At 64.3% G+C, this 26,205-nt stretch carries 29 protein-coding genes; 17 read left to right on the forward strand and 12 right to left on the reverse strand.

Going from position 1 to position 26,205, the window contains the following annotated elements; translation table 11 throughout:
- Positions 1-84 precede the first annotated feature (84 nt).
- Together TZ03_RS18090 and rpmE are read right to left on the reverse strand one after the other, a co-directional pair.
- Positions 85-906 (reverse strand): thermonuclease family protein, encoded by an 822-nt coding sequence (locus TZ03_RS18090; RefSeq protein ID WP_051099577.1) that lies wholly within the window; start codon positions 904-906, stop codon positions 85-87.
- Positions 907-908: 2 nt separating this feature from the next.
- On the reverse strand, positions 909-1,124 hold the full coding sequence (rpmE, locus tag TZ03_RS18095; RefSeq protein WP_051099578.1) for a 50S ribosomal protein L31: 216 nt from the start codon (positions 1,122-1,124) through the stop codon (positions 909-911).
- 167 nt (positions 1,125-1,291) lie between these two features.
- On the opposite strand from rpmE, the gene TZ03_RS18100 reads away from it, so the two are divergent.
- From TZ03_RS18100 to TZ03_RS18110, 3 genes are all read left to right on the forward strand, one after another.
- The gene (locus TZ03_RS18100) at positions 1,292-3,511 is read left to right on the forward strand and encodes a primosomal protein N' (protein WP_051099600.1); all 2,220 of its coding nucleotides are present in this window, start codon (positions 1,292-1,294) and stop codon (positions 3,509-3,511) included.
- A gap of 191 nt (positions 3,512-3,702) precedes the next feature.
- A complete protein-coding gene (gene argS / locus TZ03_RS18105) occupies positions 3,703-5,439 on the forward strand; it encodes an arginine--tRNA ligase (protein ID WP_051099579.1) in 1,737 nt (578 codons plus the stop codon).
- A 1-nt stretch (position 5,440) separates the two neighbouring features.
- The gene (locus TZ03_RS18110; protein ID WP_051099580.1) at positions 5,441-6,139 is read left to right on the forward strand and encodes an SPOR domain-containing protein; all 699 of its coding nucleotides are present in this window, start codon (positions 5,441-5,443) and stop codon (positions 6,137-6,139) included.
- 161 nt (positions 6,140-6,300) lie between these two features.
- Here the strand turns inward: TZ03_RS18110 and TZ03_RS18115 are convergent, their stop codons facing one another.
- Positions 6,301-6,720, reverse strand: a complete 420-nt coding sequence (locus TZ03_RS18115) for an NINE protein (protein ID WP_051099581.1) — start codon at positions 6,718-6,720, stop codon at positions 6,301-6,303.
- Between the two features lie 166 nt (positions 6,721-6,886).
- On the opposite strand from TZ03_RS18115, the gene TZ03_RS18120 reads away from it, so the two are divergent.
- A complete protein-coding gene (locus tag TZ03_RS18120; protein ID WP_051099582.1) occupies positions 6,887-7,513 on the forward strand; it encodes a C40 family peptidase in 627 nt (208 codons plus the stop codon).
- Between the two features lie 123 nt (positions 7,514-7,636).
- Here TZ03_RS18120 and TZ03_RS18125 read toward each other — a convergent pair whose 3' ends face one another.
- Positions 7,637-8,635 carry a type IV pilus twitching motility protein PilT gene (locus tag TZ03_RS18125; protein WP_051099583.1) on the reverse strand — a complete coding sequence of 333 codons (999 nt, stop codon included), beginning with the start codon at positions 8,633-8,635 and terminating at the stop codon, positions 7,637-7,639.
- Between the two features lie 65 nt (positions 8,636-8,700).
- Here TZ03_RS18125 and TZ03_RS18130 point away from each other — a divergent pair, with 65 nt between their 5' ends.
- The 9 genes from TZ03_RS18130 (at position 8,701) to TZ03_RS18170 (ending at position 15,270) form a co-directional block, all read left to right on the forward strand.
- Positions 8,701-9,387, forward strand: a complete 687-nt coding sequence (locus TZ03_RS18130; RefSeq protein ID WP_051099584.1) for a YggS family pyridoxal phosphate-dependent enzyme — start codon at positions 8,701-8,703, stop codon at positions 9,385-9,387.
- Between the two features lie 38 nt (positions 9,388-9,425).
- Positions 9,426-10,244 carry a pyrroline-5-carboxylate reductase gene (gene proC, locus TZ03_RS18135; RefSeq protein ID WP_051099585.1) on the forward strand — a complete coding sequence of 273 codons (819 nt, stop codon included), beginning with the start codon at positions 9,426-9,428 and terminating at the stop codon, positions 10,242-10,244.
- A 10-nt stretch (positions 10,245-10,254) separates the two neighbouring features.
- Entirely contained in the window at positions 10,255-10,845 is a 591-nt protein-coding gene (locus tag TZ03_RS18140) for a YggT family protein (protein ID WP_051099586.1), read from the forward strand.
- A 99-nt stretch (positions 10,846-10,944) separates the two neighbouring features.
- Positions 10,945-12,084 (forward strand): homoserine O-succinyltransferase MetX, encoded by a 1,140-nt coding sequence (metX, locus tag TZ03_RS18145; protein ID WP_051099587.1) that lies wholly within the window; start codon positions 10,945-10,947, stop codon positions 12,082-12,084.
- 7 nt (positions 12,085-12,091) lie between these two features.
- Complete coding sequence (gene metW, locus TZ03_RS18150; protein WP_051099588.1) at positions 12,092-12,712, forward strand: methionine biosynthesis protein MetW; 621 nt, start codon at positions 12,092-12,094, stop codon at positions 12,710-12,712.
- Between the two features lie 22 nt (positions 12,713-12,734).
- A complete protein-coding gene (locus tag TZ03_RS18155; protein WP_051099589.1) occupies positions 12,735-13,169 on the forward strand; it encodes a DUF4426 domain-containing protein in 435 nt (144 codons plus the stop codon).
- Entirely contained in the window at positions 13,166-13,762 is a 597-nt protein-coding gene (gene rdgB, locus TZ03_RS18160) for an RdgB/HAM1 family non-canonical purine NTP pyrophosphatase (RefSeq protein WP_046613545.1), read from the forward strand. The genes TZ03_RS18155 and rdgB overlap by 4 nt, the downstream gene beginning before the upstream one ends.
- Positions 13,759-14,934, forward strand: coding sequence for a radical SAM family heme chaperone HemW (gene hemW / locus TZ03_RS18165; RefSeq protein WP_051099590.1), 1,176 nt, complete (start codon positions 13,759-13,761; stop codon positions 14,932-14,934). Before rdgB ends, hemW begins: the two co-directional genes overlap by 4 nt.
- A 9-nt stretch (positions 14,935-14,943) precedes the next feature.
- On the forward strand, positions 14,944-15,270 hold the full coding sequence (locus TZ03_RS18170; RefSeq protein ID WP_051099591.1) for a DUF3392 domain-containing protein: 327 nt from the start codon (positions 14,944-14,946) through the stop codon (positions 15,268-15,270).
- 302 nt (positions 15,271-15,572) lie between these two features.
- Here the strand turns inward: TZ03_RS18170 and trmB are convergent, their stop codons facing one another.
- From trmB to TZ03_RS18190, 4 genes are all read right to left on the reverse strand, one after another.
- Positions 15,573-16,295: a tRNA (guanosine(46)-N7)-methyltransferase TrmB gene (gene trmB, locus TZ03_RS18175; protein ID WP_051099592.1), complete on the reverse strand. Its 723-nt coding sequence runs from the start codon at positions 16,293-16,295 to the stop codon at positions 15,573-15,575.
- A 9-nt stretch (positions 16,296-16,304) separates the two neighbouring features.
- Positions 16,305-17,099: a thiazole synthase gene (locus tag TZ03_RS18180; protein ID WP_008092966.1), complete on the reverse strand. Its 795-nt coding sequence runs from the start codon at positions 17,097-17,099 to the stop codon at positions 16,305-16,307.
- A gap of 54 nt (positions 17,100-17,153) precedes the next feature.
- Positions 17,154-17,354, reverse strand: a complete 201-nt coding sequence (gene thiS, locus TZ03_RS18185) for a sulfur carrier protein ThiS (RefSeq protein ID WP_003257817.1) — start codon at positions 17,352-17,354, stop codon at positions 17,154-17,156.
- A gap of 102 nt (positions 17,355-17,456) precedes the next feature.
- Positions 17,457-17,828, reverse strand: a complete 372-nt coding sequence (locus TZ03_RS18190; protein WP_051099593.1) for a DUF423 domain-containing protein — start codon at positions 17,826-17,828, stop codon at positions 17,457-17,459.
- A 64-nt stretch (positions 17,829-17,892) separates the two neighbouring features.
- Between TZ03_RS18190 and mtgA the strand changes: the two genes are divergently transcribed.
- The gene (gene mtgA, locus TZ03_RS18195) at positions 17,893-18,603 is read left to right on the forward strand and encodes a monofunctional biosynthetic peptidoglycan transglycosylase (protein ID WP_051099601.1); all 711 of its coding nucleotides are present in this window, start codon (positions 17,893-17,895) and stop codon (positions 18,601-18,603) included.
- 178 nt (positions 18,604-18,781) lie between these two features.
- Here the strand turns inward: mtgA and rpoH are convergent, their stop codons facing one another.
- The 4 genes from rpoH to ftsY form a co-directional block, all read right to left on the reverse strand.
- Positions 18,782-19,636 (reverse strand): RNA polymerase sigma factor RpoH, encoded by an 855-nt coding sequence (gene rpoH, locus TZ03_RS18200; RefSeq protein WP_008092958.1) that lies wholly within the window; start codon positions 19,634-19,636, stop codon positions 18,782-18,784.
- Between the two features lie 111 nt (positions 19,637-19,747).
- Positions 19,748-20,773: a permease-like cell division protein FtsX gene (gene ftsX / locus TZ03_RS18205; RefSeq protein WP_051099594.1), complete on the reverse strand. Its 1,026-nt coding sequence runs from the start codon at positions 20,771-20,773 to the stop codon at positions 19,748-19,750.
- Positions 20,770-21,441, reverse strand: a complete 672-nt coding sequence (gene ftsE, locus TZ03_RS18210; RefSeq protein ID WP_009684915.1) for a cell division ATP-binding protein FtsE — start codon at positions 21,439-21,441, stop codon at positions 20,770-20,772. The genes ftsX and ftsE overlap by 4 nt, the downstream gene beginning before the upstream one ends.
- Positions 21,442-21,443: 2 nt before the next feature.
- Entirely contained in the window at positions 21,444-22,949 is a 1,506-nt protein-coding gene (gene ftsY, locus TZ03_RS18215; RefSeq protein WP_051099595.1) for a signal recognition particle-docking protein FtsY, read from the reverse strand.
- A gap of 231 nt (positions 22,950-23,180) precedes the next feature.
- Here ftsY and TZ03_RS18220 point away from each other — a divergent pair, with 231 nt between their 5' ends.
- The 3 genes from TZ03_RS18220 to TZ03_RS18230 form a co-directional block, all read left to right on the forward strand.
- Complete coding sequence (locus TZ03_RS18220; RefSeq protein ID WP_051099596.1) at positions 23,181-24,536, forward strand: M16 family metallopeptidase; 1,356 nt, start codon at positions 23,181-23,183, stop codon at positions 24,534-24,536.
- Positions 24,529-26,019, forward strand: coding sequence for a M16 family metallopeptidase (locus tag TZ03_RS18225; protein ID WP_051099597.1), 1,491 nt, complete (start codon positions 24,529-24,531; stop codon positions 26,017-26,019). The genes TZ03_RS18220 and TZ03_RS18225 overlap by 8 nt, the downstream gene beginning before the upstream one ends.
- Positions 26,019-26,205: RsmD family RNA methyltransferase (locus TZ03_RS18230; RefSeq protein ID WP_051099598.1), on the forward strand; the 187-nt coding region annotated here is incomplete at its 3' end. The genes TZ03_RS18225 and TZ03_RS18230, both read left to right, overlap by 1 nt.

The raw sequence follows: 26,205 nt of genomic DNA on the forward strand, positions 1-26,205 counted from the left end.
CCTTTAGCCTACGACTTTACGCTATAACCCACGGGGCATACGGCTCACAGTGTGTACAATCCAATAGCGAAATGTCTACATCTTTTAGCCTGAAATACGTTCCAACATGCTCGGATCGGTCAATGGCAACACCCAGCGCCGCTGCCCCGGCTTGAGGCCGCCCTTACGGGAACGATCCAGCACCCAACCGCGCGCCTCGACCTGGCGTCCCTTGAGGTTATCGAAGAAGCTGGCCGGGAAGTTGCGCTGCAGACGAGCGGGAACCTGCAGCACCACGCTACTGCCCAGGGCCAGCCAGACCCCGCCACGGTTGCGCTCGATGCCTTCGATACGGCCGCCGACGACCGCGAAGCCCGACTGCCTGACCTCATTCGCCCGCACCACCGGCGAACGCCGCCACAGCCCGGCACCGGCCCTGCGCGCCGCCTGCTCGGCAAGCTGCTGGCAGCCGCTGAGGCGCACGTTGGGGGCAATCGCCACGCGGTAGCCCAAGCCCTCGCTGAGCAATTGTGCTTCCAGATTGTCGCCATTGCGGCCATAGATGTGCGCCAGCGTGCGGCCGTATTTGTCTTTACCCTCGATACCCGGCACCAGCCCGACACGCCCGCCACTGGCGTCGACCAAGGCCTGCAAACGCCGCCTGGCCGCTTCGGCATAGGGCTCACTGGTGCGCCCTTTGCGGCCGATCTCCGGGGTATTGATGCCGATCAGCCGCACGCTGCGACCATCGGCCAGGCGCAAGGTGTCGCCGTCAACCACCTGGCGCACCACTACCCGTTGGGGTTGGTCCGGCAGCGGGCAGAACGCCAAGGCCGGGAAATGCCAGATTGCGCCCACAAAAAAGGCGCCCACAAGAGGCGCCTTCTTCAGCAGCAATGCGAAGCCCGAAGGGTTCGCCATGCGCATGATTACTTCTTGGTACCGAACATACCGAAGCGATCGGCGAACTTCTGTACGCGACCACCGGTGTCCAGGACTTTCTGCTTACCGGTGTAGAACGGGTGGCACAGGTTGCAAACGTCGACCGCCAGGGTGCTGCCCAGGGTCGAACGAGTTTCGAACTTGTTGCCGCAGCTGCAGGTGACTGCAACTACTTCGTAGTTCGGGTGGATACCTTCTTTCATGGTCACTTCCTCGAGCTGCGTGCCGCCACCCAACACCAATTGTTGAATACCGCACGTAATTAGGCGGCGAATAATACCAGAGCACGGCGCCAGTGCAAGTTGTCGCTTGCACCGACCGTCGTCTGCTAGGCTCGCCAGTTCTTGTAATGCCCTCCGAGACTTTCCGCGTGCCCGATGTCATCCTGCGCCTTGCCCTGCCCTCCCCTCTGCGCCGCCTGTTCGACTACAAGGCGCCGGCGAGCATGGCGCGCCAGGCCTTGACCCCGGGCATGCGCATCCGCGTGCCCTTCGGCCGCCGCGAAATGATCGGCGTGCTGGTAGAGGTGTGCGCGCAGAGCGAAGTGCCCGCCGACAAACTGAAGCCGGCCAGCGCCCTGCTCGACCCTGTGTCACCGATCCCGACATCGCTGTTCAAGCTGTGCCTGTGGACCGCCCAGTACTACCAGCACAGCCTGGGCGACACCCTGAGCTGGGCCTTGCCGACGCTGCTGCGCCAGGGCGAGCCCGCCGAAATGCGCCAGGAACGCTTCTGGCACATCGCCCCCGGCGCCCGCCTGGAAGACCCGCGCATCGCTCGCGCGCCGCGCCAGCGCGACGCCCTCAAGACCCTGGCCCAGCACCCGCACGGCGTGGCCCACAGCCTGCTGGCCAAGCTCAACCTGAACAAGGACAGCCTCGACCTGCTGCTAGCCAAGGACCTGGTGCAGATCGAGGTCCGCCGCCATCTGCCGTCGCTACGCCACGAACACTGGCTGGCACAGCCGGAACTGCCGCTCAACGAAGAGCAACGCGATGCCTTCGACGCCGTACGCGAAGGCTTTGGCGGTTTCGCGGCCTTCCTGCTGGCCGGCGTCACCGGCAGCGGCAAGACCGAGGTCTACCTGCAACTGATCCGCGAAACCCTGGAGGCCGGCAAGCAGGCCTTGGTGCTGATCCCGGAAATCAACCTCGGCCCGCAGACCCTGGCGCGCTTCGAACAACGCTTCAACGCCCGCATCGCTCTGCTGCATTCGGCGGTGAACGATCGCGAGCGCCTGGATGCCTGGCTGGCCGCGCGGGACGGCGAGGCCGACATCATCATCGGCACGCGCTCGGCGCTGTTCACACCGATGAAAAACCCCGGCCTGATCATCATCGACGAAGAGCACGACGGCTCCTATAAACAGCAGGAAGGCCTGCGCTACCACGCCCGCGACCTGGCGCTGGTGCGTGCCCAGCAGGAAAACATCCCGATCCTGCTCGGCTCTGCCACGCCGTCGCTGGAAACCCTGCACAACGCCCTGACCGGCCGCTACCGCCTGCTGCGCATGAACCAGCGCGCCGGTGGCGCCCGCCCGCCGCGCATGCTGCGCCTGGATGTGAAGAGCCTGCCACTGGACAGCGGCATCAGCGGCCCGCTGCAGCAAGCCATCCGCCAGACCCTGGAAACCGGCCAGCAGGTGCTGGTGTTCCTCAACCGCCGCGGTTTCGCCCCGACCTTGCTGTGCCACGATTGTGGCTGGCTGTCCGAATGCCCACGTTGCGATGCGCGCATGACCGTGCACCAGCGTTCCGGCGTACTGCGCTGCCACCACTGCGGCTATGACGAACGCCTGCCGCAACAGTGTCCGCAGTGCAACCACGTCGACCTGCGCCCGGTCGGCGCCGGTACCGAACGGGCCGAAGAACGCCTGAAAGTGCTGTTCCCGGATTACCCGATCCTGCGTGTGGACCGCGACAGCACGGCGCGCAAGGACGCCATGCACAACCTGTTCAGCACCATTCAGCGCGGCCAGCCGAGCATCCTCGTCGGCACCCAGATGCTCGCCAAGGGCCACCACTTCCCGCGGGTGACCCTGGTGGCCATCCTCGACGCCGATGGCGGGCTGTTCTCCGGCGACTTCCGCGCCAGCGAGCGCATGGCGCAGCTGATCGTGCAGGTGGCCGGGCGTGCCGGGCGCGCCGAAGAACCTGGCAAGGTCATCATCCAGACCCACCTGGCCGACCACCCGCTGCTGGTGCAACTCACCGAGCAGGGTTACTTCGCCTTTGCCGAACAGGCCCTGGACGAACGCCGCGCCGCCGGGCTACCGCCCTACTCGCACCTGGCCCTGTTGCGCGCCGAAGCGCACAAACCGGGCCAAGCCGAAGGCTTTCTCGACGCAGCCTGCGCCGCTGCCGAGCGCCTGGTGGCCGAACAGCGCCTGCCGGGCATCGAGTTGCTGGGCCCGGTGCCAGCCCCGATGGAGCGCCGTGCCGGGCGCTTCCGTGCGCAACTGTTGATACAGGCCAATACCCGGGCGCCTTTGCATCGACTGATCAGTGCCTGGTTGCTAGTGTTGGAGCAAATGCCGAGCGGGCGCCAGGTGCGCTGGTCGCTGGATGTCGACCCGGTTGATCTTTATTGAGCTGCAAGCGGCAAGCCTCAAGCTGCAAGAAAAAGCCAGTTCGCGGTCTGCTCTTGCTTGCAGCTTGAGGCTTGCCGCTTGCAGCTTGCCGCCCAAAGGTTGGCAACCCGCCCCCAGCCACGGATAATGCCCAGTTTTTCCACCTGCGCATCCAAGCGCTCCACCGCGCTTGCGGTCGAAAAGAGATCCCCATGAAAGACACCATTCGCCAGCTGATCCAGCAAGCCCTCACCCAACTCGTCACCGACGGTGTGCTGCCTGAAGGGCTGTCGCCGGCGATCCAGGTGGAAAACGCCCGGGACAAGACCCACGGCGACTTCGCCAGCAACATCGCCATGATGCTGGCCAAGCCGGCCGGCATGAAGCCGCGCGACCTGGCCGAGAAACTGATCGACGCCCTGCCGACCAGCACCGACATCAGCAAGGTCGAGATCGCCGGCCCCGGCTTCCTCAACTTCTTCCAGAACACCGATGCCCTGGCCAACCGCCTGGATGCCGCTCTGGCCGACGCCCACCTGGGCGCGCGCAAGGCCGGCCCGGCGCAAAAGGTGGTGATCGACATGTCGGCACCCAACCTGGCCAAGGAGATGCACGTCGGCCACCTGCGCTCGACCATCATCGGTGACAGCGTGGCGCGGGTGCTGGAGTTCCTTGGCGACGAGGTGATCCGCCAGAACCACGTGGGCGACTGGGGTACCCAGTTCGGCATGCTGCTGGCCTACCTGGAAGAAAACCCGATCACCAGCGACGAGCTGTCGGACCTGGAAAACTTCTACCGCGCCGCCAAGAAGCGCTTCGACGAATCCGAAGAGTTCGCCACCCGCGCGCGCGGCCTGGTGGTCAAGCTGCAGGCCGGTGACCCGGACTGCATGGCCCTGTGGACGCGCTTCAAGGACATTTCGCTGTCGCACTGCCAGAAGACCTACGAGCTGCTCAACGTCAAGCTGACCATGGCCGACGTGATGGGCGAAAGCGCCTACAACGCCGATCTGGCCAACGTGGTTGCCGACCTCAAGGCCAAGGGCCTGCTGGTCGAAGACCAGGGCGCCCAGTGCGTGTTCCTCGACGAGTTCAAGAACAGCGAAGGCGAGCCACTGCCGGTGATCGTGCAGAAGGCCGACGGCGGCTACCTGTACGCCACCACCGACCTGGCTGCCGTACGCTACCGCAGCAACGTGCTCAAGGCTGACCGCGCCCTGTACTTCGTCGACCAGCGCCAGGCCCTGCACTTCAACCAGGTGTTCGAAGTCGCGCGCCGCGCGGGCTTCGTCGGCCACCCCATGCAGATGGAGCACATGGGCTTCGGCACCATGAACGGCGCCGACGGCCGCCCGTTCAAGACCCGTGACGGCGGTACCGTGAAGCTGATCGACCTGCTCACCGAGGCCAAGGAGCGCGCCTACGCGCTGGTCAAGGAAAAGAACCCGAGCCTGGCCGACGCAGAACTGCGCCACATCGGCGAAGTGGTAGGCATCGGCGCGGTGAAATACGCCGACCTGTCCAAGCACCGTACCAGCGACTACAGCTTCAACTTCGAGCTGATGCTCAACTTCGAAGGCAACACCGCGCCTTACCTGCTGTACGCCTACACCCGCGTGGCCGGCGTATTCCGCAAGCTGGGCAAGGGCTTCGACGAAGTCGATGGCAACATCGTGCTGCAGGCTGCCCATGAGCAGGACCTGGCTGCGCGCCTGGCGCAGTTCGGCGAAATCCTCAACAACGTCGCCGACAAGGGCACGCCGCACGTGCTGTGCAGCTACCTGTACGACCTGGCCGGCCTGTTCTCCAGCTTCTACGAGAACTGCCCGATCCTCGCCGCCGAAACCCCGCAGCAGCAACAAAGCCGCCTGCGTCTGGCGGCCCTGACCGGCCGTACCCTCAAACAAGGTCTGGAACTGCTCGGCCTGGAAACCCTGGAGCGCATGTAAGTTGGCTGCCAAGAAAAAACCCGCCCCCAAGCGCGGCGCCAGCCGTCAGACGGCGCCTGCCAAGCAGCCGATTCCCGGCTGGGTATGGCTGGCGGTAGGCTTGACCGTAGGCGCGTTCATCGTCTTCCTGATGAAGCTGGAGCCGGGAGGCGCAGACATCAAGCGCACCAAGCCCGAGCAGCAGAAGCCGCAGAAAGTGGCCGAAGCCAGCAAGCCCGCGCAGGCCACCCCGCAGCCGCCAGTGAAACCGAAGTACGACTTCTACACGCTGCTGCCGGAGTCCGAGGTGATCGTGCCGCCAGAGGCCGTACCAGAGAAGACGCCACCGGTCCCGGCCCAGCCGGTGACCCCGGTGACGCCGGCAGAAGCGGCGAAGATCGACATGGCACGGGCCCAGGCGGCCTTGATGGGCCAGACCCCGCCACCGGCACCGCCGGTGATCAAGCCGGCGGCGACCACTCAGTTCTTCCTGCAGGCTGGCTCGTTCCGCAAGCAGGCCGATGCCGACAAAGTGCGCGCGCAGATCATCCTGCTGGGCCAGTCGGTGAAGGTGGAATCGGGCACGGTCAAGGAAGAAACCTGGTACCGCGTATTGGTCGGGCCGTTCAGCAACCGTGAACAGCTGACCGTGGCGCAGAAGCAGCTGGCAGGGGCAGGTTTCAGCAACCTGTTGCTGCAACAGCGCCAGACCCGTCAGTAACCTGCATATCGGGCTCTGCGGGAGCGGCCTTTCGCGACACAAGGCCGCTCCCACCTCGACCGTCTAGGCCTCAAGCCCTGTGCAGTCCCTGTGGGAGCTGGCTTGCCGGCGATGAGGCCAGTCCAGGCAATACAAGACCGTTGCCCCCACAATCAGGCTCCTCAACGCCGGCTAGCGTTCACTTCGGACACCTGGCTGTTCAGCGTCCAGAAGTCATACAACACCCCCACCAGGAACAGCCCGCCGGTGAAGAAGTAGATGATCGCGGTCACCCACTTGCCCTGATATAGCCGGTGCAGGCCGAACACGCCGAGGAAGGTCAGCAGGATCCAGGCGATGTTGTAGTCGACGCGCCCCGACTGAAACCTCAGGTCGGCTTCACGATCCATGGACGGGATCAGGAACAGGTCGATCAACCAGCCTATGCCCAGCAGGCCCAGGGTGAAGAACCAGATGGTGCCCGTGATGGGCTTGCCGTAGTAGAAGCGATGCGACCCGGTGAAACCGAAAATCCATAGCAAGTAGCCAATGACCTTGCTGTGGGTGTCGTGGAACGGCGCCCCCTGTTGATAACTGTTCATTCATAGCCCTCGTGGGTTATCCAAAAATTTTCTAAAGAAAAATGTGACTTTTCCGTTGCAGGCCGACGGACGGCGCTTGGACAATCGACCAACGGATCAAAGATTGATCAAAAAGCTGTTATAAAGTTGCGCGCCCAACACATAACTATTCATAAGAGCTTCATCTATGCCGCCTTTACTCAAGACATGGCTGACCCTCTGCCTATTATTGCCCCTGGCTGCCCACGCCACCAATCGTGAGCAACGTCTTCCCAATGGTTTCACCGGCTATACCAGCAACGCCTCGGTGAAACACGCACCGGTCAAGCAGACCGCGCTGCACGCTCGTCCGAGCAATGCCGCCAACAGCCGCGGCGTGCCGGTCGCCGCCATGTCGCCGAAGCAGAGCAGCGATGTGCTCAGCCGTGCGGTGAATGTGCTCGGCACCCCTTATGTCTGGGGTGGCAGCAGCCCAAAAAAAGGCTTCGACTGCAGCGGGCTGGTCAAGTACGCCTTCAACGACGTCGCCGACGTCGACTTGCCGCGCACCTCCAATGCGATGGCCCAGGGCCACGGCGTCAAGGTGGCCAAGGGTGACCTGAAGCCTGGCGACTTGATCTTCTTCAACATCAAGAGCCGCCGGGTGAACCACGTTGCCATCTACCTGGGCAACGACCGCTTCATCCATGCCCCTCGTCGTGGCAAGCGAGTGAGCATCGACACCCTGAGCAAACCCTATTGGCAGAAGCACTATGTGGTGGCCAAGCGGGTGCTGCCGAAAGAGCAGCAGCAGTTGAGCCTGGCCAAGCGCTGATCCCTGCTCTGCCTCCACAGGCCCTATCGCCGGCAAGCCAGCTCCCACAGGATCACCACAACTGTTCAGGATTGTGGTGATCCTGTGGGAGCTGGCTTGCCGGCGATAGGGCCCGAACAAGCACTACAAATCTTCGATCAGGCCCTTCTCTTTCAACCCTCGCAAAGCCCCCTCCATCGTCCGCATTCCCTCTGCACCACCCGCCTGCATCACCGAGCATAACTGCGCCATCCGCCCCTCGCGCATCAGATTACGCACCGCCGGTGTCGCTACCAGCACCTCCCGCGCTGCAACCCGCCCACCACCCACTCGCCTGACCAGCACTTGCGCCACCACCAGGCGCAACGACTCGGCCAGCATCGCCCGCACCAGCGGCTTCTCCTCGGCAGCGAACACCTCGACCAGGCGGTCGATACTGTTGACCGCCGAACGCGTATGCACGGTGGCCAGCACCAGGTGCCCGGTCTCGGCCGCGCGCAGGGCCAGGCGAATGGTTTCCAGGTCGCGCAGCTCACCAATCATGATCACATCGGGGTCCTGGCGCAGCGCACTGCGCAGCCCTTGGGCGAAGCCGCCGCAATGGCGGCCGATCTCGCGCTGATTGACCAGACTGCGCTGGCTGCTGTGGATAACTTCAACAGGGTCTTCGAGCGTGATGATGTGCAGCGCCCGTTCGCGGTTCAGCCGATCGAGCAACGTAGCCAAGGTACTGGATTTGCCACTGCCGGTCGGCCCACCTACCAGGATCAGGCCATCGCTACACTGCGCAACAGCTTGAAACACATCCCCCAGGTCGAGCTCATCCAGCGTCGCGATACGCCCCGGGATCAACCGAAAGGCAACCGCAGGGCCATTCAACTGGCGAAACAGGTTCAACCGAAAGCGCCCAAGCGCAGGCAGCTCCAGCGCCAGGTCCAGTTCATCGCCTTCGGCCCACTGCCGACGTTGGGGGTCATCCAGCACGAGGGCCATGCCCTCGATCAAGCCAGCAGCCTCCAACAGCGGCAAGTCCATGCGTCGCAACTCGCCATCCAGGCGTAGCATCGGGATCTGGCCCGCCGCCAAGTGCAGGTCGGAAGCCCCCGCATCCACGGCCCGGGCCAACAGGTCGGTCACATCCATGAGACTCCCCAAAGGCCTTCAAGTAGGTAGAATGCGGCAGACCACCAAGCCGCCGGCATCGATCCATGTCCACCCTAGCAGACAACCTTTCCGCTATTTCCACCCGCATCGCCAGCGCTGCCCAGGCTGCCGGGCGCGACCCGGCCAGTGTCCAGTTGCTGGCCGTGAGCAAGACCAAGCCCGCCGGTGCCATCCGCGAGATCCACGCCGCCGGCGTGCGCGATGTCGGTGAAAACTACCTACAGGAAGCGCTGACAAAGCAGCAGCAGCTCAGCGACTTGCCCTTGATCTGGCACTTCATCGGCCCCATTCAGTCGAACAAGACCAAGGCCATCGCCGAGCATTTCGACTGGGTACATTCCGTGGACCGCCTGAAAATCGCCCAACGCCTGTCGGAGCAACGCCCTGCCGGGCTGGCACCGCTGAACATCTGCCTGCAGGTGAATGTCAGCGGTGAAGACAGCAAGTCCGGTTGCGCCCCCGCCGACCTGCCAGCCCTGGCCAAGGCGGTGGCCGAGCTGCCCAACCTGCGCCTGCGCGGGCTAATGGCCATCCCCGAACCCAGCGACGATCGCATGGCGCAAGAGGCCGCCTTCGCCACCCTGCGCCAGTTGCAGGAAGGCCTGGGGCTTGGCCTGGACACCCTGTCGATGGGCATGAGCCACGACTTGGAAGCGGCCATTGCACAAGGCGCGACCTGGGTTCGTATCGGCACCGCCCTGTTCGGCGCACGCGACTACGGGCACGCCTGATTCCATGCTTTACTCACTCTTTCCCACAAGGACCTGACATGAGCAAGACACGTATTGCCTTTATCGGCGCCGGCAACATGGCCGCCAGCCTGATCGGCGGCCTGCGTGCCCAGGGCCTGGACGCCTCGCAGATCCGCGCCAGCGACCCGGGCGCCGAGACCCGCAGCCGCATCCAGGCCGAGCACGGCATCGAAACCTTCGAGAACAACGCCCAAGCCATCGACGGCGCCGACGTGATCGTGCTGGCGGTCAAGCCGCAGGTCATGAAGGCCGTGTGCCAGGCCCTGCAGCCAGACCTGCGGGATGGCCAGCTGATCGTTTCCATCGCCGCCGGCATCACCTGCGCCAGCCTGCAAAGCTGGGTGGGCGCACGCCCAGTGGTGCGCTGCATGCCCAACACCCCGGCGCTGCTGCGCCAGGGCGTGAGCGGCCTGTACGCCACCGCAGAAGTATCCAGCGAGCAGCGCCAGCAGGCCGAACAACTGCTGTCGGCCGTGGGCAGCGCCCTGTGGCTGGAGCAGGAGCAGCAACTGGACGCCGTAACCGCAGTATCCGGCAGCGGCCCGGCTTACTTCTTCCTGTTGATCGAGGCCATGACCGCAGCGGGCGAAAAACTGGGCCTGCCACGCGAAACCGCCTCCCAGCTGACCTTGCAGACTGCCCTGGGTGCCGCGCGCATGGCAGTGGCCAGCGATGTCGATGCCGCCGAACTGCGCCGCCGTGTCACCTCGCCCGCTGGCACCACCGAAGCTGCGATCAAGTCGTTCCAGGCCAGCGGCTTCGAAGCCATCGTCGAGCAGGCGCTGCAGGCTGCGGCCACGCGCTCCGCCGAACTGGCCGAACAACTGGGCAAATAAGGAGCCTTAGATGAATGCATTGTCCGGCGCCGCGATCTTCGTGGTGCAAACCCTGGTCAGCCTGTACCTGGTGATCGTCTTGCTGCGTTTCGTCCTGCAGTTGGTCAAGGCCAACTTCTACAACCCGCTGTGCCAGTTCGCGGTACGTGCCACCCAGCCGCTGCTCAAGCCGATCCGCCGCATCATTCCCAGTGTCGGCGGGCTGGACACCTCGTCGCTGCTGCTGTCGGTGGTGATCCAGGCGCTGCTGATGGGCTTCGTGTTGATGGTCACCTACGGCACCTTCGGCGACATCCTGCACCTGCTGATGTGGGCGATCATCGGCATCACCTCGCTGTTCCTGAAAATTTTCTGGGTGGCGATGATCGTCATGGTGATCGTTTCCTGGGTTGCCCCCAACAGTCACAACCCCGCGGCCGAACTGGCCTACCAGATCAGCGAGCCGGTGCTGGCACCGTTCCGCCGCATCGTGCCCAACCTGGGCGGCATGGACATTTCGCCGATCTTCGCCTTCATCGCGATCCAGGTGATCCAGTCGTTCGTCATGCCGCCGCTGGCCGCCTACGCAGGTATGCCACAAGAGCTGTGGCGGATGATCTGAGCCTCGCCAGGCCCAGCTTGCCCCCAGCCGCAAGCCTTTGCTTGCCGCTGGGGGTAGCGCTCTTTAGACTTACGCCTCCGTCAAGCGTGAGCAGGGTCGATGTCCACTGTCTTTCCCGAAGATTCCGTCGGTCTGGTAGTACCGCAAACCGCCCGGTTCGATGAACCGCTGGCCCTGGCCTGTGGCCGCTCCCTGGCCAGTTACGAGCTGGTCTACGAGACCTACGGCACCCTCAATGCCAGCGCGAGCAACGCCGTGCTGATCTGCCATGCCCTGTCCGGCCATCACCATGCCGCTGGCTACCATGCCGTCACCGACCGCAAGCCGGGCTGGTGGGACAGCTGCATCGGTCCCGGCAAGCCGATCGATACCAACCGTTTCTTCGTGGTCAGCCTGAACAACCTCGGTGGTTGCAACGGCAGCACTGGCCCCAGCAGCGTCAACCCGGCCACCGGCAAACCCTACGGCGCCGAGTTCCCGGTACTGACCGTGGAAGACTGGGTGCACAGCCAGGCACGCCTGGCCGACCGCCTGGGTATCCAGCAGTGGGCGGCAATCGTCGGCGGCAGCCTGGGTGGCATGCAGGCGCTGCAGTGGACCATGACCTACCCCGAGCGCGTGCGCCACTGCGTCGATATCGCCTCGGCACCCAAGCTGTCGGCGCAGAACATCGCCTTCAACGAAGTGGCACGCCAGGCCATCCTCACCGACCCCGAATTCCACGGCGGTTCGTTCCAGGACCAGGGCGTGGTGCCCAAGCGCGGCCTGATGCTGGCGCGCATGGTCGGCCACATCACCTACCTGTCCGACGACTCGATGGGTGAAAAATTCGGCCGTGAGCTCAAGAGCGACAAGCTCAACTACGACTTCCACAGCGTCGAATTCCAGGTCGAGAGCTACCTGCGCTACCAGGGCGAGGAGTTTTCCGGCCGTTTCGACGCCAATACCTACCTGCTGATGACCAAGGCGCTGGACTACTTCGACCCGGCCGCGGCCCAGGGCGGCGACCTGGCAGCGACCCTGGCCCACGTCAAGGCAGACTACTGCATCATGTCGTTCACTACCGACTGGCGCTTCTCGCCGGCCCGTTCGCGCGAGATCGTCGACGCCTTGATGGCGGCGCGCAAAAACGTCTGCTACCTGGAGATCGACTCGCCTTACGGGCACGATGCCTTCCTGATCCCCACGCCTCGCTACATGCAGGGTTTCTCGAACTACATGAACCGCATTGCCATCTGAGGACAGCATGAGAGCCGATCTGGAAATCATCCACGACTGGATCCCCGCCGGCAGCCGGGTACTCGACCTGGGCTGCGGCAGCGGCGAACTGCTGGCCTCGCTGCGTGACCGCAAGCAGGTCAGCGGCTATGGCCTGGAGATCGACGCCGACAATATCGCCGCCTGCGTGGCCAAGGGCGTCAACGTCATCGAGCAGGACCTGGACAAAGGCCTGGGCAACTTCGCCAGCAACAGTTTCGACGTGGTGATCATGACCCAGGCCCTGCAGGCCGTGGAGTACCCCGACCGCATCCTCGACGAGATGCTGCGCGTGGGCCGCCAGTGCATCATCACCTTCCCCAACTTCGGCCATTGGCGCTGCCGCTGGTACCTGGCGACCAAGGGCCGCATGCCGGTATCGGACTTCATGCCGTATACCTGGTACAACACGCCGAACATCCACTTCTGCACCTTCACCGACTTCGAAGAGCTGGTGCACGAGCGCCGGGCCAAGGTGCTCGACCGCCTGGCCGTCGACCACTTGCACCGCAATGGGTGGGGTGGCCGGCTTTGGCCTAATCTTCTAGGTGAAATCGGCATCTACCGCGTCAGCAGCCCGGGCCTGCAAGAGCACCAGCTCGCGGTCTGACGCCCACCAGAGGAATCGCCCCATGCGTCGTCTAGCCCTGTTCCTGATCAGCCTGTGCCTGGCCCTGCCGGTACTGGCTGCCGATGCCGCCCGCCCCGAGCGCAAGGAAGTGTTTGGCGACGTGACGGTGCACTACAGCGCATTCACCTCGAGCATGCTGACACCTGAGGTGGCCGCCGCCACAGGCCTTGTGCGTAGCAAGAACCAGGGCGTGCTCAACATTGCCGTACTCAAGGCCAGCAAACCCGCCACGGCGGTGGTCAGCGGCACGGTCAAGGACCTGGCCGGGCGCAGCAGCCCGCTGTCGTTCAAGCAAATTACCGAACAGGGTGCGGTGTACTACATCGCCCAGTTCAAGATCGACCAGGCAGAAACCGTCACCTTCGACCTGAATATCGAAACCGGCGGCGTCAGCAACTCCCTCAGTTTCAACCAGGAAGTCTTCCCAGGCGAATGATGAATTTCCAGCAACTCGTATTGGCCAGCCATAACGCCGGCAAACTCAAGGAACTCCAGGCCATGCTCGGTGCGTCGGTACAGCTGCGTTCGATCGGCGAGTTCAGCCAGGTCGAGCCGGAAGAAACCGGCCTGTCGTTCGTCGAGAATGCCATCCTCAAGGCACGCAATGCCGCACGCATTTCCGGCCTGCCGGCCCTGGCCGACGATTCCGGCCTGGCGGTGGACTTCCTCGGCGGCGCGCCGGGTATCTACTCGGCGCGCTATGCCGATGGCAAGGGTGACGCGGCAAACAACGCCAAGCTGCTCGAAGCCCTGAAAGACGTGCCTGAAGCCGAGCGTGGCGCGCAGTTCGTCTGCGTGCTGGCGCTGGTACGCCATGCCGATGACCCGCTGCCAATCCTGTGCGAAGGCCTGTGGCACGGGCGCATCATGTTCGAGGCCAGCGGCGAGCATGGCTTCGGCTACGACCCGTTGTTCTGGGTGCCGGAGCGCAACTGCTCCAGCGCCGACCTGGCCCCGGTGGACAAGAACCAGCTCAGCCACCGCGCCCGCGCCATGGCCCTGCTGCGCCAACGTCTGGGCCTGGCATGATCGAAACGCTGTCCACCCCCGGCGCGGCGGGCTTTACCAGCCTGCCGCCGCTGGCGCTGTACATCCACATCCCGTGGTGCGTACGCAAATGCCCTTACTGCGACTTCAACTCCCACGCTGCCGGGCCTGAGCTGCCGGAAGACGCCTACGTCGCCGCCCTGCTGGACGACCTCGACCAGGAGCTGGCTGCGGTACAGGGCCGGCCGATCAGCTCGATCTTCTTCGGTGGCGGTACGCCCAGCCTGTTCAGCGCCAATGCCCTTGGCCAGTTGCTGCGCGGCGTGGAGCAACGCATCCCGTTCGCGCCAGACATCGAGATCACCCTGGAAGCCAACCCGGGCACCTTCGAGCAGGACAAGTTCAAGGCCTACCGGCAGACCGGCATCAACCGCCTGTCCATCGGTGTGCAAAGCTTCCAGCCGGCCAAGCTGCAAGCGCTCGGGCGCATTCACAATGGCGATGAAGCGGTCCGTGCTGCCGCTATGGCGCGCGCCGCCGGCTTCGACAACTTCAACATGGACCTGATGCACGGCCTGCCCGACCAGTCGCTGGACGATGCGCTGGGCGACCTGCGCCAGGCCATCGACCTGGGACCGACGCACCTGTCGTGGTACCAACTGACCGTGGAACCGAACACGGTGTTCTGGAACCAGCCGCCAGAGCTGCCCGAGGACGACATCCTCTGGGACATCCAGGAAGCCGGCCAGGCGCTGATGGCCGAGCACGGTTTTCGTCAGTACGAGGTCTCGGCCTATGCCCAGGCAGGCCGCGCCGCGCGTCACAACCTCAACTACTGGCGCTTTGGCGACTTCATCGGCATCGGCGCCGGCGCCCACGGCAAGCTGACCTTCGCCGACGGGCGCATCCTGCGTACCTGGAAAACCCGCCTGCCCAAGGACTACCTGAACCTGGCCAAGCCGTTCAAGGCCGGCGAGAAGCTGTTGCCGGTCGACGAACTGCCATTCGAGTTCCTGATGAACGCCTTGCGCCTGACCGATGGCGTGGAAGCCGAGCTGTTCACCCAACGCACCGGTTTGCCGCTGGAACAACTGCGCGAAGCGCGCCGAGGCGCCGAACAAAAGGGCCTTTTGCAGGTCGAACCGGATCGACTGGTGGCCACGCCAAGGGGCCAGTTGTTCCTCAATGACCTGCTGCAGTATTTCTTGACCTAAGGATGACCCATGGATCTGGTACTTGACCTGCTCGCGACGGTTTCCCGCTGGAGCCGCAGCAACCTGTCGGAGATTTCGCTGGCCTTGGTAGGCTGCCTGCTGGTGCTGTTCGGCACTGATATCAAGGGCTGGGTAGAGCAACGCCTGGGCGGGCTGGCCGGCGCGCTGCGCGTGCCGTTCATGGCGCTGATGGTGATGATCGGCAGCGGCGCGGCGCTTATCTATGTCACACCGTGGGTGGTGAAGGGGCTGAGCCAGTTCAACAACTATGCGCTGGCTCCAGTATTGCTGGTTGTGCTGGTGATCATTGGCGTGGTGGCGGATCGCCGCGGCTGAAGCGCTGGCGCCGGGCCCTTTTAGGAGCAACTGTCTTGCTCAAAACCTAAAGGCTTACGCAACCTTTGTGGGAGCGGGCATGCCCGCGAACACCGGCAAAGCCGGTGCCATACACCGGGTCGCCTGTTTCGCGGGCACGCCCGCTCCCACAGAAGTCCCGAACGGTCTTGGGAACCGGTGTGGAAACCCAAGAGCGAAGGATACTCAGTCCTGTCGCTCAAAAAAAACCGCCTTTCTCAAGGCGGTTTTTTTTCGCCTGCATTCCTGCAAGCATCGGCATATCAAAAGGCCGTATCAGCCAATCAATCCACCTTCTCGAACTTCAAGTCCCAAACCCCATGCCCCAGCCGCTCGCCGCGGCGCTCGAACTTGGTGATCGGGCGCTCTTCCGGGCGCGGCACGTAGGTGCCATCGGCCGCACGGTTGCGATAGCCCGGGGCAGCGCTCATCACTTCCAGCATGTACTCGGCATACGGTTCCCAGTCGGTGGCCATATGGAACACGCCACCGGGCTTGAGCTTGCGCCGTACCAGCTCGGCGAACTCCAGCTGGACGATGCGGCGCTTGTGGTGGCGCGCCTTGTGCCAGGGGTCGGGGAAGAACAGCATCAGGCGGTCGAGGCTGTTGTCCGCCACGCAGCGGTTCAGCACTTCGATGGCATCGCAGTCATACACCCGCAGGTTCTTCAGCCCCTGGGTCAGCACACCGTTGAGCAACGCGCCCACGCCCGGGCGGTGCACTTCCACACCGATGAAGTCCTGCTCAGGCGCGGCAGCGGCCATTTCCAGCAGGGAATGGCCCATGCCGAAGCCGATCTCCAGGGTGCGCGGCGCCGAGCGACCGAACACCTGGTCGTAGTCCACCGGGCTGTCGGCCAGCGGCAGGATGTACAGCGGGCCGCCCTGCTCCAGGCCACGTTGCTGGCCTTCGGTCATGCGCCCGGCACGCATCACGAAACTCTTGATGCGGCGGTGCGGGCGGGCTTCGCCGTCGGCGGTGATCGGCGTATCGTGCGATTCAGTCATCAGGGGCTCTTACTTGATCAGACCATCCAGCGGCGAAGAGGCGCTGGCATAGAGTTTCTTCGGCATACGGCCGGCCAGGTAGGCCATGCGACCAGCGACGATGGCGTGCTTCATGGCCTCGGCCATCAGCACTGGCTGTTGGGCGTGGGCGATGGCCGAGTTCATCAGCACCGCCTCGCAGCCCATTTCCATGGCGATGGTGGCGTCGGATGCGGTACCCACCCCGGCATCGACCAGCACCGGCACCTTCGACTCTTCGAGGATGATCTGCAGGTTGTAGGGGTTGCAGATACCCAGGCCAGTACCGATCAGGCCAGCCAGCGGCATGACCGCGATGCAGCCGGCTTCGGCCAGCTGGCGGGCGATGATCGGGTCGTCGCTGGTGTACACCATCACGTCGAAACCGTCCTTGACCAGCACTTCGGCGGCCTTGAGGGTTTCGATCACGTTAGGGAACAGGGTCTTCTGGTCAGCCAGCACCTCCAGCTTGACCAGGTTGTGGCCATCCAGCAGTTCGCGAGCCAGGCGACAGGTGCGCACGGCTTCGACCGCGTCGTAGCAGCCGGCGGTGTTCGGCAGGATGGTGTAGCGGTCCGGTGGCAGCACGTCGAGCAGGTTCGGCTCACCCGGGTTCTGGCCAAGGTTGGTGCGGCGCACGGCAACGGTGACGATCTCGGCACCCGAGGCTTCGATGGCCAGGCGGGTTTCTTCCATGTCACGGTACTTGCCAGTACCGACCAGCAGGCGCGACTGGAAAGTACGCCCGGCCAGGGTGAAGGGCTTGTCGCTACGAACGTTGCTCATCGTTGTTCCTCGGGAAAAGGTTGCTGGGCTTGCATGTGAACCGCCGGGCAGCTGTCAGCCGCCACCAATGGCGTGGACCACTTCGACCTGGTCGCCGTCATTGAGCAGCGTGCTGTCGTGCTGGCTACGCGGCACGATATCCAGGTTCAGTTCCACCGCGACGCGGCGCCCGGTCAGCTCCAGGCGGGCCAGCAGGGCCGCGACGCTTTCGCCAGCAGGCAATTCGTAAGGTTCACCGTTCAGTTGAATGCGCATGCGCACGGCCACCATCGTTCTTTGGGGCCCGCATTCTAGCGCCGAACCGCCCTGCAACCCAAGGGCGGTGCACGCCATTAGTCGCGATTGTGGACCACTCGGTCAGCCCAAGCGCCAGGCTGCCAGGCCCAGGCACAGCCAGCCGGCGAGGAAGCACAGGCCGCCAATGGGGGTGATGATACCGAGCTTGCCCAGGCCACTGAGGGTCAGCACGTACAGGCTACCGGAGAACAGCACGATCCCCAGGGCAAAGAGACCCCCGGCCCAGCCGACCAGGCGCCCGGGCAGGTGCGCCGAGAGCACGGCGACGCCGAAGATCGCCAGGGCATGCACCAGTTGGTAGGTCACGCCGGTGTGGAAGATCGCCAGGTAGTCGGCGGTCAGTCGGTTTTTCAGACCGTGGGCGGCGAAGGCGCCCAAGGCGACACCGGTAAAGCCGAAAAAGGCGGCAAGCATCAGGAAGCTGCGAAGCATGGGACGACTCCTTGTATCGGGTCTGTATAATGGCCCCTTCCACCCGTACGGCCAAGCCATCGCCATGCTGCCAACCCTTCTCCGCCGCCTTTCCCGCGCCCTGCTCTGGTTCGCTGCCGGCAGCATCGTGCTAGTGCTGGTGTTCCGCTGGGTACCACCGCCCGGTACGGCGCTGATGGTCGAGCGCAAGGTACAGTCCTGGGTCAGCGGCGAGCCGATCGACCTGCAGCGTGACTGGACGCCGTGGGAGAATATTTCCGACGAACTCAAGGTCGCGGTCATCGCTGGCGAGGACCAGAAGTTCGCCAGCCATTGGGGCTTCGACATCCCGGCCATCCAGGCGGCGCTGGCCTACAACGAGCGCGGCGGCAGCATTCGCGGTGCCAGCACCCTGACCCAGCAGGTGGCCAAGAACCTGTTCCTGTGGTCCGGGCGCAGTTGGTTCCGTAAAGGGCTGGAGGCCTGGTTCACCGCGCTGATCGAGCTGTTCTGGTCGAAGGAGCGGATTCTCGAGGTGTACCTGAACAGTGCCGAATGGGGTAAAGGCGTATTCGGCGCCCAAGCGGCGGCGCGTTATCACTTTGGCGTCGACGCCAGCCGGCTCAGCCGCCAGCAGGCGGCGCAACTGGCGGCGGTGCTGCCGAGCCCGATCAAGTGGAGCGCCAGCAGGCCGAGTGCCTATGTGGCCAACCGGGCGGGGTGGATTCGCCGGCAGATGAGCCAGCTGGGCGGGCCCAGCTACCTGATGCAGCTCGACTCATCTCGAAAGCTTTGAATACTGTGCCGGCCTCTTCGCGGGTAAACCCGCTCCCACAGGTTCAGCACTGTCCCTGAGGCTTGTGCAGTACCTGTAGGAGCGGGTTTACCCGCGAAGAGGCCGGCAAAGCCAACACAAATAAAAAAGCCGCTTACCCAGTTAGGGCCAGCGGCTTTTCTTTGCAACCAAGGCGTGATCAGACTGCGATCAACGCCTTGACCTTGTTCATCGCATTCTTCTCCAGCTGGCGAATCCGCTCGGCCGAAACGCTGTACTTGTCCGCCAGCTCATGCAACGTGGCTTTCTCTTCCGCCAACCAGCGCTGGTAGAGAATGTCACGGCTACGCTCGTCCAACCCTTGCAGCGCTTCGTGCAGGTTGCTGGTGGAGTTGTCGCTCCAGTCGGCATCCTCCAGCTGCACCGCCGGGTCGTAACGGTGGTCTTCCAGGTAATGCGCAGGCGACTGGAAGGCGCTGTCGTCGTCAGCTTCCGCTGCCGGGTCGAAGGCCATGTCCTGGCCACTGAGGCGGCTTTCCATCTCGCGCACTTCACGCGGCTCGACGCCAAGGCTTTCTGCCACACGATGCACTTCGTCGTTGTTCAGCCAGGCCAGGCGCTTCTTCTGGCTGCGCAGGTTGAAGAACAGCTTGCGCTGGGCCTTGGTGGTGGCCACCTTGACGATGCGCCAGTTGCGCAGGATGAACTCGTGGATCTCTGCCTTGATCCAGTGCACAGCGAAAGACACCAGGCGCACGCCCATTTCCGGGTTGAAGCGCTTGACGGCTTTCATCAGGCCAACGTTGCCTTCCTGAATCAGGTCGGCCTGGGCCAACCCGTAGCCGGCATAGCTACGGGCGATATGTACGACGAAACGCAGGTGGGCCATCACCATTTGCCGAGCGGCCTCGAGATCCTGCTCATAATAGAGACGCTCGGCCAGATCACGCTCCTGCTCGACAGTCAGCAGCGGGATGCTGTTGACCGTGTGCACGTAGGCTTCCAGGTTTGCACCGGGTACCAGGGCATAGGCAGGTTGCAACGATGTGGTCATTCAAGAACCTCCGACTTACAAAACTCGCGCCTTGTGGGCACTGCCAACATTGACCTGGAACAACGGTACAAGTTCCATGATGAAGAAAATGTCAATGCTGGCACATAAAAACTATCGCGGTGCCAGCTCGTTCAGGTGGCGGGCGACTGCGATCCATGCACCGATATACCCCAACAACACCGCTCCGATCAAGAGCGACAGACCATCGGACGCCGGCACCCCACCCAGGGCGAAATCACTGCCGTACAGCCCGGAAAGCCCTACCACCGCCTCGTTCAGCCAGTTCAGGCCAAACGCCAGGATACCCCACGCCAACAGGCCTGCACCCAGGCCGTACAGGGCGCCCATGTACAGGAAGGGCCGGCGTACGTAGGCATCGGTGCCACCGACCAGCTTGATCACTTCGATCTCTGTACGGCGGTTTTCAATGTGTAGACGAATTGTGTTACCGATTACTAACAGCAGGGCGGAAATAAGCATGACCGCCAGGCCGAAGACGAAACGGTCACCCAGCTTGAGGATCGCTGCCAGGCGCTCCACCCACACCAGGTCAAGCTGCGCCACTTCAACCCGCGGCAGCTCCGACAGGCGCTGGCGCAAGGCCTCCAGGGCCGGTTTGTCAACTTCGTTCGGGGTTACCACCACCACGCCAGGCAGCGGGTTGTCGGGCAATTCACGCAAGGCCTCGCCCAGGCCGGACTGTTGCTGGAATTCCTCCAGCGCCTGTTCGCGGCTGACATACTGCGCGTCGGCCACGCCGGGCATGCCCTTGATCTCGTCGCGCAGTGCCTCGCCTTCGCGGCTGCCCGCATCGAGCTTGAGATAGAGCGAGATCTGCGCGGCACGCTGCCAGGAACCGCCAAGCTTCTCGACGTTCTTCAGCAGCAACGACAGGCCCATGGGCATGCTCAGCGCCACCGCCATCACCAGGCAGGTGAAGAAGCTGCCGATAGGCTGCTTGCCCAGCCGCCGCAGGCTGTCGGCCATGCTGGCACGGTGGCTTTCCAGCCAGGCATGCAGCAACGTGCGGAAATCCGGGCCGTCATCATCTTCACCGCGCTTTTTCTTCGCCGGTTGCGGGTCGGCCGGCTTTGGCGCAACCCGCTCGGAAACCTTCGGTGTACGTGTAGTGCTCATTGCCCGGCCTCCCCATCGCCGATCAAGCGGCCGCGCTGCAAGGTCAGCATGCGGTGGCGCATGCGCGCAATCAGTGCCAAGTCGTGGCTGGCGATCAATACCGTGGTACCCAGGCGGTTGATGTCCTCGAACACGCCCATGATCTCCGCGGCCAGGCGCGGGTCGAGGTTGCCGGTGGGTTCGTCGGCCAGCAGCAGGGCCGGCTGGTGAACGATGGCGCGAGCGATACCTACCCGCTGCTGCTGGCCGGTGGACAGATCGGCCGGGAACAGCTCGCCCTTGTCGGCCAGCGACACACGCTCCAGGGCCGAGTCCACACGCTTGGCGATCTCGGCCTTGGACAGGCCGAGAATCTGCAGTGGCAAGGCGATGTTGTTGAACACCGTGCGGTCGAAAAGCAGCTGGTGGTTCTGGAACACCACGCCGATCTGCCGGCGCAGGAACGGGATCTGCGCATTGCTGATCTGGCCCAGGTCCTGCCCAGCCAGCATCAGCTTGCCGCTGGTCGGGCGTTCCATGGCCAGCAGCAGGCGCAGCAAGGTGCTCTTGCCAGCCCCCGAATGGCCGGTGACGAACAGGAATTCGCCCCGGCGCGCCCGGAAACTCAGCTCATGCAAACCCACATGACCATTGGGGTAGCGCTTGGCAACCTGTTCGAATCGGATCATGGTCAGTCTCGCTCGGCGAACAGAGCCTTGACGAACGGCTCGGCTTCGAAGGTGCGCAGGTCGTCGATGCCTTCACCGACACCGATGAAGCGGATCGGCAGCTTGAACTGCTTGGCCAGGGCGAAGATCACCCCGCCCTTGGCGGTGCCATCCAGCTTGGTCAGGGCCAGGCCGGTCAGCTCGACGCTCTGGTTGAAGTACTTGGCCTGGCTGATGGCGTTCTGGCCGGTGCCGGCATCGAGTACCAGCAGCACCTCGTGCGGCGCCTCGGCGTCGAGCTTGCCGATGACCCGGCGCACCTTCTTCAGCTCTTCCATCAGGTTGTCCTTGGTGTGCAGGCGGCCGGCGGTGTCGGCGATCAGCACATCGACACCACGGGCCTTGGCGGCCTGCACGGCGTCGAAAATCACCGAGGCGGAATCGGCCCCGGTGTGCTGGGCGATCACCGGGATCTGGTTGCGCTCGCCCCACACCTGCAACTGCTCGACCGCCGCGGCTCGGAAGGTATCGCCGGCGGCCAGCATCACCTTCTTGCCCTCGAGCTGCAGCTTCTTGGCCAGCTTGCCGATGGTGGTGGTTTTGCCGGCGCCGTTCACGCCGACCACGAGGATCACGTAGGGCTTGTTCTGCGCCTGCACCACCAGCGGCTGCTCGACCGGGCGCAGCAGTGCGGCCAGTTCTTCCTGCAGCGACTTGTACAAGGCATCGGCGTCGGCCAGCTGCTTGCGGGCGACCTTCTGGGTCAGGTTCTGGACGATGGTGGAGGTGGCTTCCACACCGACGTCGGCGGTTAGCAGGCGGGTTTCGATTTCGTCGAGCAGGTCGTCATCGATGACCTTCTTGCCCAGGAACAGGCTGGCCATGCCCTCGCCAATGCTGGCGCTGGTCTTCGACAGGCCCTGCTTGAGGCGGGCGAAGAAGCCGGGTTTGGCTTGTTCGGCCTGCGCAGGCGCAGCTTCGGCCGGTGCCGGGGCTGCAGCCACAGGGGCAGCAGGTTCTGGCGCGGGGCGCTCCGGGATGGCGGGCGGCGCTTTCGGCTCCAGGTCCGGCACCAGGGCCACGGGCTCTTCGGCAACCGGCAGCACCAGGTTGCTGACCGGGGCGGCCGGCTCGACGAATGGGGCAACCTCTACCGGCGCAGCCTGCAAGGGCATGGACGCGACCGGCTGCGGCGCTGGTGCCACCAGCGGCTGGGAAGCGACCGGTTCGGGCTCAGGGGCCTGCAACGGCTGGGAAGCAACCGGTTCGGGTACTGGCGCCTGGACGACCGGGGGCTGGGCGGGTTCGGCGACCGGCTGCGGCTCAGCCAGCGGCGGAATCGCGGGGGCCTGCGGCGCTTCGGCAGCAGAGCCCTCTACCGGAGCGGCTACAGGTTGCTCGACGGCAGCGGCTTCATTCGCGGGCGAGCCCGCCACAGGTTGCTGCGGTTTCTTGCGAAACCAGCTGAACAGGCCTTTCTTTTCACCAGCCTCGGCCGGCGCTTTTTTGTCGTCGTTGGAACCAAACATGGAAGACGGCTATCTCAGGGTAGCGATGGGCCAGCAGTGGCGCATCGGGAATTCTCTCTACGCAGAACAGACTATCTTGAAGCCGGCTGGTTCATGCGCAACGTTTTGTCTTAGTGTCCTGTGGGCCAGAACGGCGACAGGCATGGTCGCCAGGCAACCGGATCAGTATCCTAGCACCTCCTGGCCCGCCGACGCTAAACCCAGCGGGCCGCCGAACAGGTTAAACACCGTATGAATGCTCTAGCCCGCCGCGCCGCTGGCCTGTTGCTCGGCACGCTCTGCCTGCCGCTCGCGGCCTTCGCCGCCGATGTGCAACCCACCCACGAATTCATCCTCGACAACGGCCTGAAAGTGGTCGTGCGCGAGGACCATCGCGCCCCGGTGGTGGTCTCGCAGATCTGGTACAAGGTCGGCTCCAGCTACGAAACCCCGGGCCAGACCGGCCTGTCCCACGCGCTGGAGCACATGATGTTCAAGGGCAGCGCCAAGGTCGGCCCCGGCGAGGCCTCGCGCATCCTGCGTGACCTCGGTGCCGAAGAGAATGCCTTCACCAGCGATGACTACACCGCCTACTACCAGGTGCTGGCCCGCGACCGCCTGCCGGTGGCCCTGGAGCTGGAGGCCGACCGCCTGGCCAGCCTGCGCCTTCCCGCCGACGAGTTCAGCCGTGAAATCGAGGTAATCAAGGAAGAACGCCGCCTGCGTACCGACGATAAGCCCAACTCAAAGGCATTCGAGCTATTCCGCGCCATGGCCTACCCGGCCAGCGGCTACCACACCCCGACCATCGGCTGGATGGCCGACCTGGAGCGCATGAAGGTCGAGGAGCTGCGCCACTGGTACGAATCCTGGTACGCCCCCAACAACGCCACCCTGGTGGTGGTCGGCGATGTCACCGCCGACGAGGTCAAGGGCCTAGCGCAGAAGTACTTCGGCGCCATCCCCAAGCGCGCCGTGCCGCCAGCCAAGCTGCCGCTGGAGCTGGCCGAGCCTGGCCTGCGCCAGCTGACCCTGCACGTACGCACCCAACTGCCCAGCCTGATCTATGGCTTCAACGTGCCCGGCCTGCCTACCGCCAAGGAGCCGCGAACGGTGCACGCCCTGCGCCTGATCTCGGCGCTGCTCGATGGTGGCTACAGCGCGCGCATGCCTGCGCGCCTGGAGCGTGGCCAGGAACTGGTGGCCGGTGCTTCGTCCAGCTACAACGCCTTCACCCGTGGCGACAGCCTGTTCCTGATTTCGGCCACACCGAACGTGCAGAAGCAAAAAAGCCTCGCCGACGTCGAGAAAGGCATCTGGCAGTTGCTTGACGAACTCAAGACCACCCCGCCCAGCGCCGAGGAGCTCGAGCGCGTGCGCGCCCAGGTCATTGCCGGCCTGGTCTATGACCGCGACTCCATCAGCAGCCAGGCCACCACCATTGGCCAACTGGAAACCGTAGGCCTGTCCTGGAAGCTGATCGACAGCGAGCTGGACGAGCTCAAGCGTGTCACCCCGCAGGACATCCAGAACGCCGCGCGCACCTACTTCACCCGCGAACGCCTGAGCGTTGCCCATGTACTGCCCGAGGAGTCCGCCCATGAGTGATCGCCGCGCACCACGCCCAACCCTGCTGGCCACGGGCATTCGTGCCCTGGCGCTGGCAGCTGTGCTGGCCGCCCCGGCCATGGCCGACAATGCCGTCAAGACCGACAGCAGTGCAGCCCGCCCGGCCAACACCCTGCAGTCATTGGCCGAGCTGGATGGCAAGGCACCCAGCCGGCGCCAGTTGAACATCCAGAACTGGACCACCGCCGAGGGCGCGCGGGTGCTGTTCGTCGAAGCCCGCGAACTGCCGATGTTCGACCTGCGCGTCACGTTCGCCGCCGGCAGTAGCCAGGATGGTGGCACGCCAGGGCTGGCCGCCCTGACCAATGCCATGCTCAACGAGGGCGTGGCCGGCAAGGACGTGACCGCCATCGCCGAAGGCTTCGAAGGCCTGGGCGCAGACTTCGGCAACGGCTCCTACCGCGACATGGCCGTGGCCTCGCTGCGCAGCCTCAGCGCCAAGGACAAGCGCGAGCCGGCGCTCAAGCTGTTCACCGAGGTGGCGGGCAAGCCAAGCTTCCCCGAAGACGCCCTCAAACGCATCAAGAACCAGATGCTGGCCGGCTTCGAATACGAGAAGCAGAACCCCGGCAAGATCGCTGGCAAGGCCCTGTTCGGCAAGCTCTACGGCGACCACCCTTATGCCCACCCGAGCGACGGCAGCGCCGAAAGCATCGACGGCATCACCCTGGCACAACTGCGTGCCTTCCACGCCAAGGCCTACACCGCTGGCAATGCGGTCATCGCCCTGGTCGGCGACCTCAGCCGTGCCGAAGCCGAAGCCATTGCCGCCCAGGTGTCCGCCGGCCTGCCCAAAGGCCCGGCGCTGGCGACACCAGCCCAGCCCACCGAACCCAAGGCGGGCCTGACCCACATCGATTTCCCGTCCAAGCAGACCCACCTGATGCTGGCCGAGCTTGGCATCGACCGCCAGGATCCGGACTGGCCGGCACTGTCGCTGGGCAATCAGATCCTCGGTGGCGGTGCTTTCGGCACCCGGCTGATGAGCGAGGTGCGTGAAAAGCGCGGCCTTACCTACGGCGTGTACTCGGTGTTCAGCCCGATGCAGGTGAACGGCCCATTCATGATCAACCTGCAGACCCGTGCCGAACTCAGCGAAGGCACCCTCAAACTGGTCCAGGACATTCTCGCCGATTACCTCAAGACCGGCCCCACCCAGCAAGAGCTGGACGATGCCAAGCGCGAGCTGGCCGGCAGCTTCCCGCTGTCCAATGCCAGCAACGCCAGCATCGTCGGCCAACTGGGCGCCATTGGCTTCTACAACCTGCCGCTGACCTGGCTGGAGGACTTCATGCAGCAGTCCCAGGCCCTCACTGTCGAGCAGGTCAAGGCCGCCATGAACAAACACCTGTCAGCCAATAAACTGGTGATCGTCACCGTTGGCCCGAAAGTGCCGCAAAAACCGCTGCCAGCCCCCACTGACAAGCCCTCCGAGCAACCGCTCGGGGTACCGGAGCACTAATGCCGAGAACCTCCCCTCCCGCCCGCCCGCAACCGGGCCAAAGCAAGGGCCAGGGCCACCTGCGCATCATCGCCGGCGAGTGGCGCAGCCGCCGCCTGCCAGTGCCGGAAGGCGAAGGCCTGCGACCAACGCCAGACCGCGTGCGCGAAACCCTGTTCAACTGGCTGGCGCCCTACATCGAAGGTG

Origin of the sequence: Pseudomonas sp. 10-1B (genome assembly GCF_000935045.1) — a bacterium.
GTDB lineage: Bacteria > Pseudomonadota > Gammaproteobacteria > Pseudomonadales > Pseudomonadaceae > Aquipseudomonas.

Bases quoted from the DNA above. Each gene is read 5' to 3' on its own strand.
- TZ03_RS18090 (WP_051099577.1), bottom strand. From the start codon at position 906: ATGCGCATGGCGAACCCTTCGGGCTTCGCATTGCTGCTGAAGAAGGCG.
- rpmE (WP_051099578.1), bottom strand. From the start codon at position 1,124: ATGAAAGAAGGTATCCACCCGAACTACGAAGTAGTTGCAGTCACCTGC.
- argS (WP_051099579.1), top strand. From the start codon at position 3,703: ATGAAAGACACCATTCGCCAGCTGATCCAGCAAGCCCTCACCCAACTC.
- TZ03_RS18115 (WP_051099581.1), bottom strand. From the start codon at position 6,720: ATGAACAGTTATCAACAGGGGGCGCCGTTCCACGACACCCACAGCAAG.
- TZ03_RS18120 (WP_051099582.1), top strand. From the start codon at position 6,887: ATGCCGCCTTTACTCAAGACATGGCTGACCCTCTGCCTATTATTGCCC.
- TZ03_RS18125 (WP_051099583.1), bottom strand. From the start codon at position 8,635: ATGGATGTGACCGACCTGTTGGCCCGGGCCGTGGATGCGGGGGCTTCC.
- TZ03_RS18130 (WP_051099584.1), top strand. From the start codon at position 8,701: ATGTCCACCCTAGCAGACAACCTTTCCGCTATTTCCACCCGCATCGCC.
- proC (WP_051099585.1), top strand. From the start codon at position 9,426: ATGAGCAAGACACGTATTGCCTTTATCGGCGCCGGCAACATGGCCGCC.
- TZ03_RS18140 (WP_051099586.1), top strand. From the start codon at position 10,255: ATGAATGCATTGTCCGGCGCCGCGATCTTCGTGGTGCAAACCCTGGTC.
- metX (WP_051099587.1), top strand. From the start codon at position 10,945: ATGTCCACTGTCTTTCCCGAAGATTCCGTCGGTCTGGTAGTACCGCAA.
- metW (WP_051099588.1), top strand. From the start codon at position 12,092: ATGAGAGCCGATCTGGAAATCATCCACGACTGGATCCCCGCCGGCAGC.
- TZ03_RS18155 (WP_051099589.1), top strand. From the start codon at position 12,735: ATGCGTCGTCTAGCCCTGTTCCTGATCAGCCTGTGCCTGGCCCTGCCG.
- rdgB (WP_046613545.1), top strand. From the start codon at position 13,166: ATGATGAATTTCCAGCAACTCGTATTGGCCAGCCATAACGCCGGCAAA.
- hemW (WP_051099590.1), top strand. From the start codon at position 13,759: ATGATCGAAACGCTGTCCACCCCCGGCGCGGCGGGCTTTACCAGCCTG.
- TZ03_RS18170 (WP_051099591.1), top strand. From the start codon at position 14,944: ATGGATCTGGTACTTGACCTGCTCGCGACGGTTTCCCGCTGGAGCCGC.
- trmB (WP_051099592.1), bottom strand. From the start codon at position 16,295: ATGACTGAATCGCACGATACGCCGATCACCGCCGACGGCGAAGCCCGC.
- TZ03_RS18180 (WP_008092966.1), bottom strand. From the start codon at position 17,099: ATGAGCAACGTTCGTAGCGACAAGCCCTTCACCCTGGCCGGGCGTACT.
- thiS (WP_003257817.1), bottom strand. From the start codon at position 17,354: ATGCGCATTCAACTGAACGGTGAACCTTACGAATTGCCTGCTGGCGAA.
- TZ03_RS18190 (WP_051099593.1), bottom strand. From the start codon at position 17,828: ATGCTTCGCAGCTTCCTGATGCTTGCCGCCTTTTTCGGCTTTACCGGT.
- mtgA (WP_051099601.1), top strand. From the start codon at position 17,893: ATGCTGCCAACCCTTCTCCGCCGCCTTTCCCGCGCCCTGCTCTGGTTC.
- rpoH (WP_008092958.1), bottom strand. From the start codon at position 19,636: ATGACCACATCGTTGCAACCTGCCTATGCCCTGGTACCCGGTGCAAAC.
- ftsX (WP_051099594.1), bottom strand. From the start codon at position 20,773: ATGAGCACTACACGTACACCGAAGGTTTCCGAGCGGGTTGCGCCAAAG.
- ftsE (WP_009684915.1), bottom strand. From the start codon at position 21,441: ATGATCCGATTCGAACAGGTTGCCAAGCGCTACCCCAATGGTCATGTG.
- ftsY (WP_051099595.1), bottom strand. From the start codon at position 22,949: ATGTTTGGTTCCAACGACGACAAAAAAGCGCCGGCCGAGGCTGGTGAA.
- TZ03_RS18220 (WP_051099596.1), top strand. From the start codon at position 23,181: ATGAATGCTCTAGCCCGCCGCGCCGCTGGCCTGTTGCTCGGCACGCTC.
- TZ03_RS18225 (WP_051099597.1), top strand. From the start codon at position 24,529: ATGAGTGATCGCCGCGCACCACGCCCAACCCTGCTGGCCACGGGCATT.